At 42.5% G+C, this 17,306-nt stretch carries 15 protein-coding genes and 1 tRNA gene; 6 read left to right on the top strand and 10 right to left on the bottom strand.

Annotated features, from left to right (window positions below):
• Nucleotides 1-94: 94 nt before the first annotated feature.
• Together L4C35_RS07130 and nadS are read right to left on the bottom strand one after the other, a co-directional pair.
• Nucleotides 95-1,585, bottom strand: a complete 1,491-nt coding sequence (locus tag L4C35_RS07130; RefSeq protein WP_048897574.1) for a SulP family inorganic anion transporter — start codon at nucleotides 1,583-1,585, stop codon at nucleotides 95-97.
• Nucleotides 1,586-1,901: 316 nt separating this feature from the next.
• A complete protein-coding gene (gene nadS, locus L4C35_RS07125) occupies nucleotides 1,902-2,102 on the bottom strand; it encodes a NadS family protein (protein ID WP_084711714.1) in 201 nt (66 codons plus the stop codon).
• Nucleotides 2,103-2,327: 225 nt separating this feature from the next.
• On the opposite strand from nadS, the gene L4C35_RS07120 reads away from it, so the two are divergent.
• Both L4C35_RS07120 and L4C35_RS07115 read left to right on the top strand, forming a co-directional pair.
• Entirely contained in the window at nucleotides 2,328-2,573 is a 246-nt protein-coding gene (locus tag L4C35_RS07120) for a hypothetical protein (RefSeq protein WP_428462228.1), read from the top strand.
• Nucleotides 2,563-2,850, top strand: a complete 288-nt coding sequence (locus tag L4C35_RS07115) for a helix-turn-helix domain-containing protein (protein ID WP_428462227.1) — start codon at nucleotides 2,563-2,565, stop codon at nucleotides 2,848-2,850. Before L4C35_RS07120 ends, L4C35_RS07115 begins: the two co-directional genes overlap by 11 nt.
• A gap of 128 nt (nucleotides 2,851-2,978) precedes the next feature.
• Here the strand turns inward: L4C35_RS07115 and L4C35_RS07110 are convergent, their stop codons facing one another.
• The 5 genes from L4C35_RS07110 to L4C35_RS07090 form a co-directional block, all read right to left on the bottom strand.
• A complete protein-coding gene (locus L4C35_RS07110; protein ID WP_428462226.1) occupies nucleotides 2,979-3,248 on the bottom strand; it encodes a D-fructose-6-phosphate amidotransferase in 270 nt (89 codons plus the stop codon).
• 230 nt (nucleotides 3,249-3,478) lie between these two features.
• A complete protein-coding gene (selD, locus tag L4C35_RS07105) occupies nucleotides 3,479-4,558 on the bottom strand; it encodes a selenide, water dikinase SelD (RefSeq protein WP_428462225.1) in 1,080 nt (359 codons plus the stop codon).
• A gap of 23 nt (nucleotides 4,559-4,581) precedes the next feature.
• Nucleotides 4,582-6,390, bottom strand: coding sequence for a selenocysteine-specific translation elongation factor (gene selB, locus L4C35_RS07100; RefSeq protein WP_428462224.1), 1,809 nt, complete (start codon nucleotides 6,388-6,390; stop codon nucleotides 4,582-4,584).
• Complete coding sequence (gene selA / locus L4C35_RS07095; RefSeq protein WP_428462223.1) at nucleotides 6,387-7,754, bottom strand: L-seryl-tRNA(Sec) selenium transferase; 1,368 nt, start codon at nucleotides 7,752-7,754, stop codon at nucleotides 6,387-6,389. Before selA ends, selB begins: the two co-directional genes overlap by 4 nt.
• A gap of 235 nt (nucleotides 7,755-7,989) precedes the next feature.
• A tRNA-Sec gene (locus L4C35_RS07090) sits at nucleotides 7,990-8,081 on the bottom strand.
• Nucleotides 8,082-8,963: 882 nt separating this feature from the next.
• On the opposite strand from L4C35_RS07090, the gene selD (L4C35_RS07085) reads away from it, so the two are divergent.
• From selD (L4C35_RS07085) to L4C35_RS07075, 3 genes are all read left to right on the top strand, one after another.
• Entirely contained in the window at nucleotides 8,964-10,007 is a 1,044-nt protein-coding gene (gene selD, locus L4C35_RS07085; protein WP_428462222.1) for a selenide, water dikinase SelD, read from the top strand.
• Between the two features lie 107 nt (nucleotides 10,008-10,114).
• Nucleotides 10,115-11,407: a glycine/sarcosine/betaine reductase component B subunit gene (locus tag L4C35_RS07080; protein WP_428462221.1), complete on the top strand. Its 1,293-nt coding sequence runs from the start codon at nucleotides 10,115-10,117 to the stop codon at nucleotides 11,405-11,407.
• Nucleotides 11,408-11,421: 14 nt separating this feature from the next.
• The gene (locus L4C35_RS07075) at nucleotides 11,422-12,717 is read left to right on the top strand and encodes a glycine/betaine/sarcosine/D-proline family reductase selenoprotein B (RefSeq protein WP_428462220.1); all 1,296 of its coding nucleotides are present in this window, start codon (nucleotides 11,422-11,424) and stop codon (nucleotides 12,715-12,717) included.
• 134 nt (nucleotides 12,718-12,851) lie between these two features.
• Here the strand turns inward: L4C35_RS07075 and L4C35_RS07070 are convergent, their stop codons facing one another.
• Complete coding sequence (locus tag L4C35_RS07070; protein WP_428462219.1) at nucleotides 12,852-13,268, bottom strand: GrdX family protein; 417 nt, start codon at nucleotides 13,266-13,268, stop codon at nucleotides 12,852-12,854.
• A gap of 276 nt (nucleotides 13,269-13,544) precedes the next feature.
• Between L4C35_RS07070 and L4C35_RS07065 the strand changes: the two genes are divergently transcribed.
• Nucleotides 13,545-13,907, top strand: a complete 363-nt coding sequence (locus L4C35_RS07065) for a DsrE/DsrF/TusD sulfur relay family protein (RefSeq protein WP_428462218.1) — start codon at nucleotides 13,545-13,547, stop codon at nucleotides 13,905-13,907.
• 176 nt (nucleotides 13,908-14,083) lie between these two features.
• Here L4C35_RS07065 and L4C35_RS07060 read toward each other — a convergent pair whose 3' ends face one another.
• On the bottom strand, nucleotides 14,084-15,565 hold the full coding sequence (locus L4C35_RS07060; protein ID WP_428462217.1) for an oligopeptide:H+ symporter: 1,482 nt from the start codon (nucleotides 15,563-15,565) through the stop codon (nucleotides 14,084-14,086).
• Between the two features lie 24 nt (nucleotides 15,566-15,589).
• Nucleotides 15,590-16,987 carry an aminopeptidase gene (locus L4C35_RS07055; RefSeq protein ID WP_428462216.1) on the bottom strand — a complete coding sequence of 466 codons (1,398 nt, stop codon included), beginning with the start codon at nucleotides 16,985-16,987 and terminating at the stop codon, nucleotides 15,590-15,592.
• Between the last annotated feature and the right edge of the window lie 319 nt (nucleotides 16,988-17,306).

Genomic DNA, 17,306 nt, shown 5'->3' with positions numbered 1-17,306 from the left:
ATGAAGGTTAATATTATTACGCTTTCTAAAAAATAGAAAAAAAGGGAGCTATCTCCCCCTTTTTATTACTGACCACTATTGTGTTCTTGCTAGTTTAGTGTCCTATTGTCCGACTGGCTAAAAGGTCAGGCTTATCAAATATTGCAAATTTACTGATTAGCTGATCTGACTCTTCATTCATTCCTATAATTTCAACATCGGATCCTGCGTCCATGAACTTAATAACGACTTTATCTAAAGCACCGACAGCTGTGATGTCCCAAAAGTGAGCATCGGTTAAGTCGATAGTCACATACTTAGTTGGATGATTAAAATTAAACATATCAATGAAGTTGTAAGCGGAAGCAAAGAAAATCTGACCGTGTACTTTGTGAATCGTATGTTCATTATGAATAACGACATCATCAGTCACTTTCATGATTTTACGGCTATGATTGGCATAGAATACTGTTGAAATAACAACGCCAATAATAACGCCTATCGCTAAGTTATGCGTCATAACGACGGAAATAACAGTCGCTATCATGATCACGTTAGAGTTTAATGGATGGTGGCGAATATCAAGAATAGACTTCCAAGAAAATGTACTAATAGAAACCATTATCATGACAGCAACGAGGGCTGCCATAGGGATCTGCTTAAGATAATCCCCAAGGAATACAACCATGATTAATAGAAAAACGCCTGAAGACAATGTTGATAGTCGTGTTCTTCCTCCTGAACTCATATTGATCATGGATTGGCCTATCATTGCACACCCAGCCATACCGCCAAAGAAGCCTGAAACTATGTTGGCAATGCCTTGGCCTTTACATTCGTCGTTGTTGTTACTTGGCGTATCTGTAATGTCATCAATGATTTTTGCTGTCATTAATGATTCAAGTACGCCCACGACAGCAAGCGCAAGCGAATACGGGAATATTATCTGCAAAGTCTCAAATGATAATGGCACGTTAGGTAGCAAGAAAATCGGTAGCGAGTCAGGTAACGCCCCCATATCCCCAACGGTACGTACATCAACGTTGAAAATGACTGAGAAGATGGTGATTGCGACAATACACACCAGCGGTGAGGGAAGTAGTTTGCCAATCTTAGGTACATACGGGAACAAGTAAATGATGCCTAACCCACACGCTGTGAGCGCATAAACGTGCCAGGTCACATTCGTTAGCTCAGGTAATTGAGCCATAAATATTAATATTGCTAAGGCGTTAACGAAACCAGTAACGATGGACCGAGAGATAAATCTCATTAAGTCACCGAGTTTCAATAGCCCAATACCGTATTGAAGAACGCCTGTAAATACAGATGCGGCTAATAGGTATTCGACGCCATGTTGTTTGACTAAGGTTGTCATCAGTAAGGCCATTGCGCCTGTTGATGCTGAAATCATTCCTGATCGTGAGCCTGTAAAAGCGATAACGACACAAATTGAAAATGAGGCGTACAGGCCAACTTTCGGATCAAGACCTGCAATAATTGAAAAGGCTATAGCTTCTGGTATGAGAGCGAGTGCAACAACAATTCCTGATAACAAATCCCCTTTAATATTGTTAAACCATGATTCTTTGTAAAATGTAAGCATAATATCTCTTTTTAGTTAATTCATTTAAGTTTGTAATTAAGAGATATATTTCTAAGGCGGCGTGATAAATATTGTCTTACCCTCCAATTAGTACATGAAAAAGTTAAGTATTAATAACAAAACGAAGTAAATAAAAATGTTTAAGTATTTGAATTCAATAAAGCTTTCACCAACTTCAAAGTCGAAGTCTTTGTTAATACCATTAAGGTTTTCAAAATACTCATCGAGATCGTTTCTTTCCCTCAAAATAAATCGCCTATGCTCATGTGATAACCAATAGCATCTACAGTGGATGTAGGTGCTATTGGTGATGGCATCAGTTATTTTTGAATTTTATATAGAGTGAAGGATACTGCTCGATCAGTCGCAATATTTTCCTTGCTAACCCTGTAGGGTTCCTTCTGCCTTGCTCCCAGCTTTTTATGGTATCTAAACTTAATTCAAGGTCGTTTGCCAGTTCCTTTTGGCTAATATTTAGGTTTGCTCTTAGTGACCTAATATCTACTTCATTAGTCATAATTGCCTCGTTATTATTGGCGTACACTGTACTCCATGTGTTAATTAATAGAACGCTGTAAAATAGGTAAATAACATTTCATTTTTGGTCGGTTGTAATGTCAGTGTCTTTTGCGCAACATACCGTGAAATTTAATCGATAAAGGATTGTCATTACTACGATTTTAATACATTTATCATATTTAAATGAATTAAGTAAATAAGCAAGAATATTACAAGGGGGATCATGATTTTTAGTTTTGAACTTTTAATATACGATGAAAAAAAGAGAACAGCTGACAATGTTGCTATTTCAATAATTTGTGATGTCGGCCGAACAGGAGTCGTTGTCAAAGAGAAAGAAGACGGCATGTATGCTTGGGTGACAATTGAGGGAGAGTCTTTCATTAAGTCGGCATTTGATATTATTGATGACATTAATACTGTCGATGGCCTGACGTGCGTAATGGTGAATAGTCTAGATGATAATTAGTGGATTTATTTTACGAGCACACAGACTCGACAAGGGCGTTAGCTGCAAATCATGTGCAGACTATCTAGATATTACAACAACTTATTTATCATTAATTGAAACTGGTAAGAATAAACCATCAAAGAAAGTGTTAAAGAAAGCGGCCATACTGTTTGACCTTGATGAAGGATATTTTTTAAGCCTTCCTGATACCTTGCTACCTGCGCTAGATGCGGCGAAAACCTTAACGAACGTTGAGAGAAATATATTATCTTCTTTGCTTGCGTCTAAAATGTAAAACCCCGCGTAAACATGACTGATTTCTGATATGCCCCTTGATTGATCTTTGGAAGGAGTATGTTGATCAACCAAGGAGCAGTTCGAACGCTGATGCCTGAATGTAGTGAAGATCTTGTGGTAATTCAGTTATTGGTTCTTCGCTGAATTTAAACGAAAATCATCAGTAGCTATGACCCAAGCTGGTTTGTTGATGTACTTGCCAAGAAAAAAAGCAGGTAAAATACAAAGCATTAAAGGAATAGCTTCTTTGATGTAAGTCGCAGCCATTGCTTCTTCGTGGCTGAGGTAGTTAAGTGCTGCGAGCACGCTGAATAATGTCCCTAGTACTGTCATCACAGATAAGATAATTAGCCCTAAACCTAATATATCGCGTAAGTAGATCTTGGAAGCGTCCACGGTTACATCCTCGTAAATACGTGAAAGAAAAAGAAGAGCAGTCAGGGTAAAACGAATTTGAATAAGTACCTGGTCAAATAATGATAATGTCTTGTTCTGACTGGATTAACAGCAATACTATACTCCTAGTGGCATAGTCATTTTTGATATACATCATACAAATAAAAAGAAAACGGCCGCACAAAAAGGCAGCCGTTTGGTGTAAATTGTGTGCTAGGTGGGCAATTTGATTAGTTTGTCACTTTAATGCCTCGGCCGTTGACTGCTTGGCCAATGACCCAACATGGTTCATCGTGCTCAGCAAAAGTACACAGAAGGGATGTAAGTTGATTTTCTGGTACCGCAATCAGCAATCCGCCAGAAGTTTCTGGGCTACCTAGCTTATAGCGCCATACCTGCTCTAAATCGGGGGCAAATTGAATTTGGCTCTCAAAAGCGTCTAAATTACGTTTTGCGGCGCATGGATAGATATCATCGCGAGCGTAATCTTGTGCTTCGGGGAGAAATGGAATTTGAGTTGCGTTGAGATGCAGACAGCATTGGCTCTTATTTGCCATTTCGAGTGCATGACCGAGTAATGAATAACCTGTTACATCGGTACAGGCTGTAATGGGATAGTGAGAGATGATTTCTGCCGCCGTTTTGTTGAGCTTCTTCATGCTCTCTGTTGCGGCAGTTCGTGCCTCAAAACTCGCATTGCCTTGCTTTGCTGCTGTGGTGATTATCCCGGTACCAAGTGGCTTGGTTAGCACCAGAATATCGCCGTGCTGCACATTGGATTTGGTCAACACCTTATCTGGATGCGTGATCCCCATGACAGACAAACCAAATTTAGGTTCGCTATCTTCTACTGTATGCCCGCCAACTAATACCGCACCTGCCTCACGCACTTTTTCTGCGCCTCCTGTCAGGATTTGACCTACAATCTCTTGGGGTAAATCGGGCGGTACACAGAAAATGTTCATCGCCAGGGTTGCTTGTCCGCCCATGGCATAGACGTCACTAAGGGCGTTGGCTGCTGCAATGGCACCAAAATCATAAGGGTCATCGACAATGGGCGTGAAAAAATCCAAGGTTTGGATAACGGCAACATCATCGTTGATCTTGTAAACCGCTGCATCATCGCTAACGGTTAGCCCAACCATAAGATCAGGGTTTGCCTGCGGTGGGAACATAGGGGTTAACGAAGCAAGCAATTGATCCATGATCTTAGGGCCAATTTTTGCGGCACAGCCTGACTTTGACGTCATTTGTGTCAGTGGCGTGTGCTCGTTTTTTTTACAACTGCTCTTTATAGAGTGTTCTGTCATTACTTTTCCTACTTTGCACACTGCTAAGCGATTTCTGATTCAATGGTTTTAAGCACAAGGCGATCATTGTCTATTCGCTTAATCCAGCCATCAAGTTCCATGCGGTTTAATAGTGGGATCATGTATTTGCGTGATAAACCAGTACGGTCTTTAGCATCTGAAATAGTAAAACGGTCGTTTACAGCGTGCCCTTGCATCATCTCTATAACAAGCTGATCGTACAGGCTCTTTTCGTAGTAAATTTTACCTTCAAGTGGAATAGCGAAGCCTAAACGCACCAGATTACGCAGTTCTTTTTGTGCGCCAGGGATTTTTTCTTTTTCAGCTTCGTAACCTTGCTTGCCTGCGTGGTTCATCTTCGTCAGGATTTGTTTGGCAATCGGAGAGAGCTGCGCTTCACTTCGACCTGTTCCTAACGAGAATAATTCGCCGGCTTGGCGGAGTTTGCCGCTACCCGCGAAGTGTTCGAGTAGGGCCGATAGGGCATTGACGGAAATGTGAAGTTTGCTGCTCAGCTCATTCGCCGATAAATCGATGTGCTCTTGATGAAAGATAGCTTCAATTTGTTTGAAGGTATTGGAGGTAAATTCTTCGGTGAAAAGCCAATCTTGGCATTCGAGGTAACCAAATTCGTTTTGATCGTCTTGTCCGCGCTTCGCATAACCGTATAAGGACATGTTAAGCATGACGTAATCTTCCCAAGATGGATGCTCAGGCATAGTGGTGAGAAGTTCATACAATTTCGTTCGGTGCTGCTTAGCAACAGATCCACACCAAACAATGGCACCACAGTTAAGAATTTGGCTGCCACCATGCTGGATCAACAAAGCGCGTTGATTCCAGAAACAGCAGGCAGGTTCATTTAAGCGTAATCGCGCTAAATTAGTGCCTTTGAATACGAAGATTTTAGCCAGGCAGTTGAATGTACCGAATGCGACTTCTACTTCACTGTTGTTACGGCACTTGTTTTCAAATAATAGACTGTCTAATCGAACGATAAGATCGTTGGTGACAAAGCCCGCTTCGGTGCTATCAGTGAGACAAAATCCTCGCTCGACATCTTTTTTCTTCACCCCTTTTAGCGCAATCGCAACGCGCGAGACCGGTTCTGCCAGATCGATATTTTTGTGATAGGACTGCAAGCTTTTCACTTGTACTTTTTCACCAGATGGCTGCAAAGTAAGTTTTTGCCCTACTTGGAATTTCCCACCGCATAGGCTGCCTGTGACCGTTGTACCTAAGCCATTGACGGTGAAAACTCTATCTATATATAAGTGCGCTTGTTGCTGGTGGGTATCGAATGTCAGCTCAGCATCTTCAGCTTTGTGGTCAAGCTTACGGCATATATGCTGGCGTAGATTTTCAATCCCTGTTTGTGTATGAGATGAAACAACGACTGAGTCAGGAATAAACCCAGCAATCTCTAGAAATTGCTCTAAGGCTTCTTCTTCCACCATCGCGATCATATCGGTATCGACTAAATCAGCTTTGGAAATCACCAAGGTGACATTTTCTATCCCCATAGCAGCGATAACTTTAAGGTGATCGGTCGACATTTGCATCCAACCTTCATCAGCTGCAACCACGAATAGCACCATGTCGAGGCTCCAAACACCAGCCACCATGTTACGGATAAAACGTTCATGACCAGGGACATCAATAACACCAATGGGTGTACCGTCATTGTGGTTAAAAAATGCAAACCCGAGATCAATTGTCATACCGCGTTTTTTCTCTTGCGGTAAGTGAGCGGTATCTATGCCTGTTAGCGCTTTAATCAGCGCAGATTTTCCATGATCGACGTGTCCTGCTGTACCAACGACATAGCTCATTGTAATACCTCGGTAAGTTGGGTGCGAAGATAAGTAATTTCTGAGTCATCAATGGTGGCGAGATTGAGCTGCACTTTGTTATGTTTTATGACTCCAATGACGGGTAATGGCCAGCTTCGCATCAGTTTAAGCACTTGTTCTGGTGAGCGTGCCAGTTTGGGGTCGTTTGGTGAGAGTTCAACGGACCAAGATGGCGTTGATTGATCGGGCAGTGATCCGCCGCCGACTGTCATGTCTGAACGCACGACTTGGATAAAGGGATCAAGCCCTTCAGCTAGGCATTCTGCACTGTGCTTAAGGGCTGTTTCTGCAATAGTGCTTTTTGTCTCAGCAACCCCCGCGCCGCTATCAAGCTGATTGAGTTTGCGCACTGCAAGTTCTTCAAGTAAAGAATAAACAATACGGCTGGGGCGAAATGCGCGCATCATCGGATTTTTTTCTAAACGATGAATTAATGATTGTTCACCTGTGATCATGCCAGCTTGTGGCCCACCTAAAATTTTATCGCCCGAGAAACATACTAAGTCAGCACCCGCATTGATATAACTGGCCACTGTTGGTTCATCTGGCATGTCTTCGACTGTCGTTCCAGAGCCTTGATCTACCGCTAAAATAACGTGCGGCGGCAATTCTTTTGCGAGTTCTTTGATATCAGCAGATTCGGTGAAGCCCCTAATTTTAAAATTAGAGGTGTGGATCATCAAAACCATGGCAGTATTTTCAGTGATGGCATCAAGATAGTCTTGGTTAGTCGTGATATTGGTTGTGCCGACTTCAACCAGTTTGGCCCCTGATAGTGCTAAAATATCAGGGATGCGAAAACCACCGCCAATTTGAATTTGTTCACCGCGTGACACGATCACTTCTTTACCTTGAGTGAGTTCATGAAGCATAAGGTAAACAGAAGACGCATTGTTGTTGACTACTAACGTATCTTCACCTTTAACTAGGTGCGTCATTAATGTTTGGATGATCCCTTTACGTTTGCCGCGTTTGCCTGTCGACAAATCAATTTCAAGGTTATTGTAATGGGTGTTTACATCTTCAACGCTTTGCCACAGTTCGGCATTGATAGGGGATCGACCAAGGTTAGTATGCACTATGACCCCAGTACCATTGATCACACGCTGAAGACGTTGTTGGTTCATCATCCAACAGGCATGTTTAATATTGAGGTAAAGCTTATCGAGAGCAACATCGTTATTATTTTTGTCACTAAGGATATATTCCTTAAAGCTTGTCACTTCACTACGAATAATATCGGTCACAATAGGGCGACTTAAACGTTCTATATAAGGTGAAATAAAAGCTTGCTGGAGGATTTTTTCTATTTGTGGGATTGAAGATAAGATACTGACTGCCATATATAACCTCAGCGGTAACTAAGTTTACATTAGGCGGTCATATTTTTCATACAGCAATAATTTGACAGCCTAATAAATTTTTTCCAATTTTGGAGGTGTACATAGAGGCTGATTAAATGAAACTTATAAGACAAGGCAAAAAAGAATCATACCGCTAGCAACATTATTTATTTTATATCTTGATATAAAAAAATCTAATCCAAAAGGTGTAATAGATTCAAGGCTCTAAATTGATTGGCGGAAGGAGCAGGAATCGAACCTACCAAAGCCTATTCAGCTCACATCGGTTTTGAAGACCGGGAGGGCCACCAGACCCCATCCACTTCCGCGTTTTGATGCGTCAATATAATCAAATAATTTAATGAGTTAAAAGTAGTTTACTGGTGTTTTGTGATGTTTTCAGCAAACTGACAAACTTATGCAACTTAATTGGTAGTAGGCTAGTCTAGCTAACAGACTTTTTACCGCTAAAGGAGTATATGCAGCTTTTACTGCCGATTAGATTCGTGGGGGAAAGTATACAACAATCGATAAGTATCATTGTAGGCGACGTTCACATCAAGACTAGCAGGTCTTATTGGTTTATTGTTAATTTTTAGTGGGTGTTTAGAGGTGTTGTTAACATTACTGTCCATTTATTAACGATGTCCAATTGTTTTTGAGTGATGAGTAGTCTTTTAAAAAATTAAATACTGGTTATTCTCTGTTTCAGATTTAGATCACAATATTTAATTCTTTGATACTTATAATCGAATTCAACGTGAGGTTAACGTTAAATCAAGTAAATAAAACTGTCATATAACATTGTAATGAAGAATGCGTACAAAATAGAGCATTAATGTAATTAAAGTGCTTTTAACTAAACGAAACAAGGATTTGATTTTTTAGTTAAAAGCTATTGGTTATATAACTCGAGCAATAGAGTATTAAATCTAATAGCGGCATATAGGTATGAATGACATCCAACTAATGGGGGTGTGATTAACCTAAATGTGGTTTTCAGTTTGGCTTTTTTCTGTGCAAGACGTGGAGGTTAATACCACTTCACTGAAATAACAGAAAGGATCAAACCGAAAACACCAGGATCTGGAAGGATCGGCGTAAAGGGATTGATGGAAACACTATTGATAGCTTTACGAGACTTTTCAGTACTAGCGCGAGCACTGTATGCAAATAGTGCTTTTACCGTCCACTGTTAAGGATCTAGAGATGACAGAAGAAGTACGTCTGACGCAGATGACCAAAAAAGCGGGGTGAGCAGCAAAAATCGGCCCTAAGGCCATGGCGCAGGTTCTGCAGTCCATTTCACCCCTATTTCCCGAACAAGCGTATCCCAATTTGATGGTTGGGTTGACGGTAAGTGATGACGCTGCCGTTTATAAAATCAACGACGATGTTGCTGTTATTCAAACATTGGATTTTTTTACTCCAATTGTGGATGACCCGTATGACTTTGGCGCGATTGCTGCTGCGAATGCACTCAGCGATGTGTACGCCATGGGCGGACAAGTAACCTTGGCGATGAATATATTTTGTGTTCCACCAGATCTTCCACAAGACGTGGTTGGCCAAATCCTCAAAGGCGGTGCGGAAAAAGTCCGTGAAGCTGGTGCAGTATTAGTTGGCGGTCACACAGTAGAAGACAGTGAGCCTAAATTTGGCTTGTCTGTGATGGGCACAATACATCCTTCAAAAGTACAAACCAAAGCTGCTGTAGAAAACGGTGATGTTTTGGTATTAACCAAACCTATTGGTACGGGTTTAGTTTCGACAGCGCAAAAACGAGGTAAAGCAAGTCAGGCGGCAATTAAAGCTTCTACTGACAATATGAAAAAGCTGAACCGTAAAGCTGCCGAAATTTTTGCTAACTATCCAGTGCGAGCATGTACAGATGTTACTGGCTATTCCTTACTGGGCCATGCCCATGAGATGGCTGAAAAAAGTAACATTTGTATGCACTTCAAGGCTGAACAGGTTCCTTTCTTGCCTGAAGCTGAAGATTACGCAGCCCAAGGATTATTTCCTGGTGGCGCTGGCCGTAATCTCGAGGCTTACGGCGATGAAATCGACTTTGCAGAGGCGCTTGATGAAAGTTGGCAACGTAAGTTGTGCTGCCCGGAAACATCCGGCGGTCTACTTGCTGCCGTACCCAAAGATTGTTTGGATGCGTTACTAACAGAATTTAGCTGTAATGAAGAACCCTGTTGGGTTGTCGGGTTTGCCGAAGAAGGAACTGGCTTAAAGGTTAGTTAGGATTCGGTTTAATCAGGTGGACCAGCTTCGGAAGAGGCTGGTTACCTTGCTAAATCGTTCACCTTCCTAGAAAAATCCTCCCAACTGACGCTTGTTTGGAGAAACACATGAAACTCGAACTAGGCAACATCCATGTTCGTGATCTGGCCTTTGGCCCAGTAAGCGAAGTGAAAGAAAACACTGTGGTCGTTGATCAGCAGGCTTTAATTGGCCATTTGTCTGAGTTGGATCACCGTATCCGTTCTATCGAGCTATCTATCGCTAAACCTGGCGATAGTATTCGTATCATGCCGGTAAAGGACGCCATCGAGCCACGCGTAAAAGTAAGCGGCGGCGGTAATATATTCCCTGGGCGCCATTTGGGTGAAGAAGAGATGGTTGGCGAAGGCCGTACCCATGTCTTGAAAGGAATGGCAGTCGTTACAACGGGTGAAATCGTTGGCTTCCAAGAAGGTATTGTTGATATGAGTGGCCCGGGTGCAGATTACACCCCATTCTCATCAACCTTGAACCTTGTGATTCAATGTGAAGTCGATGAAAGCTGCAACCAGTACGATCATGAAGGCATTGTACGTATGGTTGGCCTAGAAGCTGGTCGTTGGATTGGTGAATTGGCGCGCGATATTGAACCTGACGAAATTCAAACTTACGAAACTAAACCACTGCTAGAGCAAGCTGCAGAATACCCTAACTTACCGAAAGTAGGTTACGTATACATGCTGCAAAGCCAAGGCTTATTACATGACACCTACTACTACGGTGTTGATGTAAAAGGCATGCTGCCAACGCTGATGTACCCAACCGAAGTTATGGATGGTGCAATCATTAGCGGTAACTGTGTATCAGCATGTGATAAGAACACCAGTTATATCCACCAAAATAGCCCTGTTATTTATGACTTATACCGTCATCACGGTTCTAAGTACAATTTCATGGGCGTTATCGTGACGAATGAAAACGTGACACTCCGCGACAAAGAGCGTTCATCTAACTTCGTTGTGAAACTAGCGCAGCAAATGGGGTGGGATGCCGCCATCGTGAGTGAAGAAGGCTTTGGTAACCCAGATGCTGACTTAATCATGAACTGTTCAAAACTGGAAGCCGCGGGCATTCAAACTGTCTTACTGACAGATGAATACGCAGGTCAAAACGGTGAAAGCCAATCGTTAGCAGATTCTCATAAGAGTGCAGACGCTGTAGTTACCAACGGTAATGCTAACCAGTTAGTGACGCTACCAGCGATGGATAAAGTGATCGGTTACGACCGCTACGCAGATGTTGTTGCGGGTGGTTTCAACGGCAGCTTGCATGAAGATGGTTCAATCACGGTTGAACTTCAAGCCATCATCGGCGCAACGTGTGAGCTTGGTTTCCACAAACTCACTACCAAAGCAAGCTAAGCGAGGATACACACATGACATTGAAAGTCGTTTATTATCTCAACCAGTTCTTTGCCCAAAAAGGCGGTGAAGAAATGGCCCACATCCCAATGGAAGTGGTGGAAGGTGCTGTCGGTGTTGGTGCGCAATTTGGCACTATGCTGAAAGACAAAGCTGAGATCTCTCACACCATCATCTGCGGTGATTCATATTTCAACGAAAATGAAAGCTTATGCTGTCATAGCTTGCAAGAAATCCTTGCACAAGTGAAACCTGATCTTGTGATTGCTGGCCCTGCATTTAACGCCGGTCGTTATGGTATGGCTTGTGGTACTGTTGCAAAAGTGGCGCATGAAATGGGTATTACTACCATTTCTGGCATGTACGTTGAAAACCCTGGTTATGAGTTATTCCGTCAATACGCTTACATGGTAGAGACAGGTAACAGCGCAGCAAGTATGCGTAAAGCCGTACCTGCTATGGTTAACTTGGTTAACCGCTTCATCGACACGGAAGGTAATGTAGGTTCTCCAGAAGAAGCGGGCTACATGCCACGCGGCATCCGTGTGAACTTCTTTGCTGAAAAACGTGGCTCAGAACGTGCCGTTGACTTGCTGATTAACAAATTATCAGGCGAGTTTACCACTGAATACCCAATGCCAGTATTTGACCGCGTTGATCCTCAACCACCTGTTGAGATGATGAGCACAGCGAAGGTTGCGTTAGTGACTTCAGGTGGTGTTGTGCCGAAAGGTAACCCAGACCATATCGAATCATCAAGCGCATCTAAGTACGGTGAGTACAGCATTGAAGGGCTAGAAGCTCTGACTGAAGCAAGCCATGAAACTGCGCACGGTGGCTACGACCCAGTTGCTTGTAACCAAGATCCTAACCGCGTACTGCCTGTTGACGTATTACGCGACATGGAACGCGAAGGTATGATCGGCAGCCTGCACGACATTTTCTACACCACAGTCGGTAACGGTACTGCGGTAGCGAAAGCGAAAGAATATGGTGCAGAAATCGCGATGAAACTACAGAAAGCTGGGGTAACTGCAGCAATATTCACTTCCACTTGAGGCACTTGCACACGTTGCGGCGCAACGATGGTTAAAGAAATCGAAAAAGTGATGCCTGTAGTTCATATGGCGACAGTGGTTCCTATCTCTAAAACAGTAGGTGCAAACCGTATTATTCCTACCATTGCGATCCCTCATCCATTGGGCGATCCTAAAATGCAGCCACGAGAAGAGAAATTTACTCGTCGTCAATTGGTAGAAAAAGCGCTAGTCGCGCTACAAACTAAGATTGATGAACAAACTGTATTCTAGATTTAATACACGCTAAAAAAAGAAGCCAGCTGTCTGACAGCTGGCTTTTTTATTAGCATCGATTGTTATTAACGGGAATAAAAATACCCAAGCGCATATAACTAACTTGGGTACGAAAATCGCTTGGCTATAATTTATAGGCTGGCATTTATAGCACTAAGACATGATTTAATTAATTGGAAATCGATAAATTGGAAGTCTGAACGTTGTTTGATCGGAAAATCTCGTTCGATATCTTGACTGGTCAACTGGATAAAGTCTGGATTAGATTTACAGAGCACTTGGTATCTTTCTATGGTTTGTTCAATTGTATTGAGTGAATCCATGTCTAAACTATCATCACGATAAATAACAATGCTTCGGTAAGGTGTTTCATGTGGTTTTACACTGCCAGCAAGAGGGTGTGAAATTACTTTGTATCCGAGGTGGACTTGGTCTCTTGTGAAAGTTAAAACATCATTTACCGTATTCTTACGAATAATTGTTACCGCGCTGTTATCAACTTTAAGACTTGGGTTGTTAGTAATGATTTCTAATCTATCCGCTCTCATGATATTCCTTGATTATATTTAATCGGTGCAATGCTCTGTGTTAATTATAATCCTTATAAAACAGGTTTTTTATGGCTTGCCTCGTATTTTTAAAGGATAACTGCATCGATAACTAAATTGGTGAGTAAATTGGAAATAACATAAAGCTAAATTCGTTATAACCAGTTTGATATGATTCAATTTTCGTTAGAAATAATACAGGTACAATAGCGATAAATACCGTCATTAAGATATTTCACATCATCAAGATGTGCATTAAAGAAGGATTTTAGAATAATGATAAATGAACAAACCTTGTTATTTATATTAAATGATGCGCCGTACGGTTCAGAACGTTCGTTTAATGGTTTAAGGCTGGCAATTAACCTCAACGAGCAAGAGGTTAAGACTAAAATCTATGTCTTTTTGATGTCAGACTCGGTGAGTTGTGCCCTGCCAAAGCAGACGCCAGGGGAGGGGTATCACGTCCAACAAATGTTGGAAATCTTACTTGCACAAGGTGCTAAAGTGAAGTTATGCAAAACGTGCTGTAACGCCAGGGGGATCAGTGAGCTTCCACTTATTGAGGGGGCTGAAATTGGTACGCTGGATGATTTGTCTATGTGGACGCTACAGGCCGATAAAGTGATTTGCTTTTAATCAGCCGATATGGCCTATAACTTAGTTGAATTGGTATAAGCCATCAGATATTGATACAAGCCGTGTTATACATAAAAATAAGCCGCATAGGGACACTATGCGGCTTTTATAGTACTGTTTTTATTATTGTTTCCTTTGAAGGCTTAGGTCCAATTTACATTGAACCTAAGTTCTCACTATGACGCAGTTTGTGCATCTTTATGTTCGATATCACCTTCAACATCGGTTTCAATCAACTTGTTAAGACGTGGTGCTAGGTATACACACACGACCCCAACAACGGCAGAGGCAATCGCAAGCATGTAGAAGTAGTTACCGTAAGATGCCAAGCTTTCGACAGGCGTCATCTCTACTTCGCCGCTTGAAGACAAGCCCGCCACCCAAGCTCCTGCCACAGAAGCGATAGCTAATGTCATGTTCCACGCCCCGTAAATAAAGCCGCGGATCCGGCTTGGGAACAGTTTAGCGATAGCCGATAGGCCCAAGGCTGAAATCAACAATTCACCAATTGCGAACAAGAAGTGTGGTGCTGCAATCCAGAACGGATTGAGCATGCCGTTCTCGTCACCAAAGTATTGAGAGAAGCCTGCGCAAGCAAAGGCTGCAGCACAAATCAGCATGCCGAGTGCGAACTTGCCTGGCATCGACAAGTCTTTGCCTTTCTCACCCAAGGTTGTATAGATATGGGCGAGGATAGGGCTAAGGAAGATAACCCACATAGGGTTAAGCGACTGGTAAGATACCGGGTTAACCGCTATACCAAATATCTCAGGCTCTACGTTGTTGATCGCAAAGAAATTAAGCGATGTTGGCATTTGATTGTAAAGTACAAAGAATGCCAGCGCTTGTACCATTAAGACCAAGCCAACAATCATGCGTTTGCGGCTAGTCGGCTCTTCTTTCTTCATCTCTTTCATGATGAGGAACAAAATAACCATAGCGGCAATACCCAGTACCGCTTGGGCAAGTGGTAGATTAGTTAGCAAGTAGCTTGCAGTTGCAATGGTGAGTAGTACCCCTGCCAAGAACAAACTGTTCGTTTTGAATGGCACAGCGTGTTGGTCGGCTTCGGTAGCTTCCTTGATTTTCTTGTTAAATAGCAAGTAGGTGATTACGTTGACTGTCATACCCACTGCCGACAAGATGAAGGCAGAAGTCCAGCCAATGCTGTACGCCATGATAGGTGCACCCAACTGTGCAATGAAAGCACCAATGTTATTCACCATGTAGAACAGGGTGTAGGCACCATCTAAGCGAGGATCGTTTTTCTCATATGATGCCGCAATAATGGTTGGTGGCGCTACACTACCGATACCACGACCTACAGCAACAGTACCCAAACCAATGAATACGAAGTGTGGTTGGGCGGTGATCGCTGAGTAAGCGATGATGAAATAACCCAAACCTTGGAAGAAGAACCCCCAAACTAAGGTACGTTTTGCCCCTAAGATTTTATCGGCTAACCAGCCACCGACAAAAAGCATTGCAGCACCCAAGGCCGCAAATGCCCCAAAAGTCGCGAACGAGGTTTTTTGGTCGATCCCCAGCTCATCACCTAAGAACACAGGCAAAATAGCCCATAGGCTATAGAAGGATAAGGCCCACCAGAACTGGCACGAACAAAGAATATAAAAGGTTAACGGATGACGCTTTTTCATGATCGTATCTCCATGATGCTGAGGTTATAGCGCCTGCAGGTAGAAAGCTTTGTAAGCACGGTAAAGTTCATGCACATCGAACTTAGAAGAGAGTTCGAACGGTGAGTGCATGGACAAGATCGCCGCCCCTGCATCTATGGTGTTAATGCCGTAATGTGCGAGGTATTTCGCCACTGTACCGCCGCCCCCTTCGTCTACTTTGCCAAGTAAGCCGGTTTGCCATTTGATGTCGGTGTCATCGAAAATACGACGCAACGCAGCCACGTATTCAGCATCTGCATCGTTTGATGCGACTTTACCGCCGTGCCCTGTGTATTTAGTAAGTACTAAACCGTAACCCAGTTTTGAGGCATTTTGTGCATCGTGAACAGATTCAAATAGTGGGTTAAGTCCAGCGTTGACATCAGAAGATAGCGCGTAAGATTGCCATAAACAGCGGCGTAGCATTTGGTCGTTGTAGTTAGCACCCGCTTGACGCACCAGTAATTCACCCGTAAAGAATTCTAAGTAGCGTGACTCAAGGCCTGTTGCGCCAGTCGAGCCGATTTCTTCTTTATCAACCAAGAAGCACACCGCAGTTTGCTCTGGTGTATCGATATCGAAAATTGCTTCAAGTGAGGTGTAAGCACAAATGCGATCATCTTGGCCGTAAGCCCCAATAATGCCGTGGTCTAAGCCTACATCGCGCGCTTTACCTGCTGGCACTAGCATGAGTTCAGCGGAGATAAAATCAGGCTCGCTGATCTCGTACTTTTCAAACAGCTTGGTTAGCACATGGTGCTTGACGGTATCTTTAATTTTTTCATCATCAAAGGTCATTGGCACAGAGCCAACTACGATTTGTAGTTCTTCACCTTTAAGTACTTCATCGGCTTTGCGCTCACGCTGTACTTTGCGATCTAAGTGCGGAAGTAGGTCTGGAATCGTGAAAACAGGATCGCTGTCGTCCTCGCCAATTGCAATATCGACTTTACGACCAGACTTAGTGACGACGATGCCGTGTAATGCAAGGGGACGTGAGGCCCATTGGTATTTTTTGATGCCACCATAGTAGTGTGTTCGCATCAGCGCGAGTTCACATTTCTCGTAGATTGGCGATGGTTTTAAGTCTAATCTTGGTGAGTCGATGTGAGAAACAACGTAACGGATCCCCTCACTGATTGGACGTTGCCCTATAATGGCGAGTACAACATTCTTATGACGGTTAATAAAATACACTTTGTCGCCAGCAACTAACTGTTCAAATTCAGAAATAGGACGAAAGCCGTGTTGTTCTGCTTGAGCAATTGAGACAGTCACACACTGTCTTTCAGTTTTTCCTTGGTTTAAAAAGTGTTTATAGCCTTCATTGAAAAGGTTTATTTCATCTATTCTCTTTTTATCGAGATCGAGCCAACCATTAGTGAACTTAAGCGTTTCCATTGCCTTACTCCGCATTGATTAATGATGATTCGGTCTGGAGGTTATCATTCTGAATACTTATGTGTTTGTGAGAATGATCTGCTTATTGATATAAATATATCAAGATTAAACACTGGCTAATTGAGTGTTATGTAAATTAAAAGTCTAGCTGATGTCTTATTGGGTGGTTGGAAATAAAAATCAAGTTAGGTGATTGTTTACTGATGTTTGTAATTAAAAACAATTGCTACTAATGGGGTTGTAAAAAAAAGCGAGTAAATAAAGTAAACAAAACGCAAGGCTATTATTTGATTCAAGTACATAAAATAAGAGTAAAAAA

The organism is Photobacterium kagoshimensis (genome assembly GCF_050337045.1).
Taxonomy (GTDB): Bacteria; Pseudomonadota; Gammaproteobacteria; order Enterobacterales; family Vibrionaceae; genus Photobacterium; species Photobacterium kagoshimensis.
Note: the sequence above shows the minus strand (reverse complement) of the source record. Positions and strands in the feature narration are given on the sequence as shown.

Bases quoted from the DNA above. Each gene is read 5' to 3' on its own strand.
- L4C35_RS07115 (WP_428462227.1), top strand. From the start codon at position 2,563: ATGATAATTAGTGGATTTATTTTACGAGCACACAGACTCGACAAGGGC.
- L4C35_RS07130 (WP_048897574.1), bottom strand. From the start codon at position 1,585: ATGCTTACATTTTACAAAGAATCATGGTTTAACAATATTAAAGGGGAT.
- L4C35_RS07060 (WP_428462217.1), bottom strand. From the start codon at position 15,565: ATGAAAAAGCGTCATCCGTTAACCTTTTATATTCTTTGTTCGTGCCAG.
- selB (WP_428462224.1), bottom strand. From the start codon at position 6,390: ATGAGCTATGTCGTTGGTACAGCAGGACACGTCGATCATGGAAAATCT.
- L4C35_RS07120 (WP_428462228.1), top strand. From the start codon at position 2,328: ATGATTTTTAGTTTTGAACTTTTAATATACGATGAAAAAAAGAGAACA.
- L4C35_RS07055 (WP_428462216.1), bottom strand. From the start codon at position 16,987: ATGGAAACGCTTAAGTTCACTAATGGTTGGCTCGATCTCGATAAAAAG.
- selD (WP_428462225.1), bottom strand. From the start codon at position 4,558: ATGACAGAACACTCTATAAAGAGCAGTTGTAAAAAAAACGAGCACACG.
- L4C35_RS07065 (WP_428462218.1), top strand. From the start codon at position 13,545: ATGATAAATGAACAAACCTTGTTATTTATATTAAATGATGCGCCGTAC.
- selA (WP_428462223.1), bottom strand. From the start codon at position 7,754: ATGGCAGTCAGTATCTTATCTTCAATCCCACAAATAGAAAAAATCCTC.
- L4C35_RS07080 (WP_428462221.1), top strand. From the start codon at position 10,115: ATGAAACTCGAACTAGGCAACATCCATGTTCGTGATCTGGCCTTTGGC.
- nadS (WP_084711714.1), bottom strand. From the start codon at position 2,102: ATGACTAATGAAGTAGATATTAGGTCACTAAGAGCAAACCTAAATATT.
- L4C35_RS07070 (WP_428462219.1), bottom strand. From the start codon at position 13,268: ATGAGAGCGGATAGATTAGAAATCATTACTAACAACCCAAGTCTTAAA.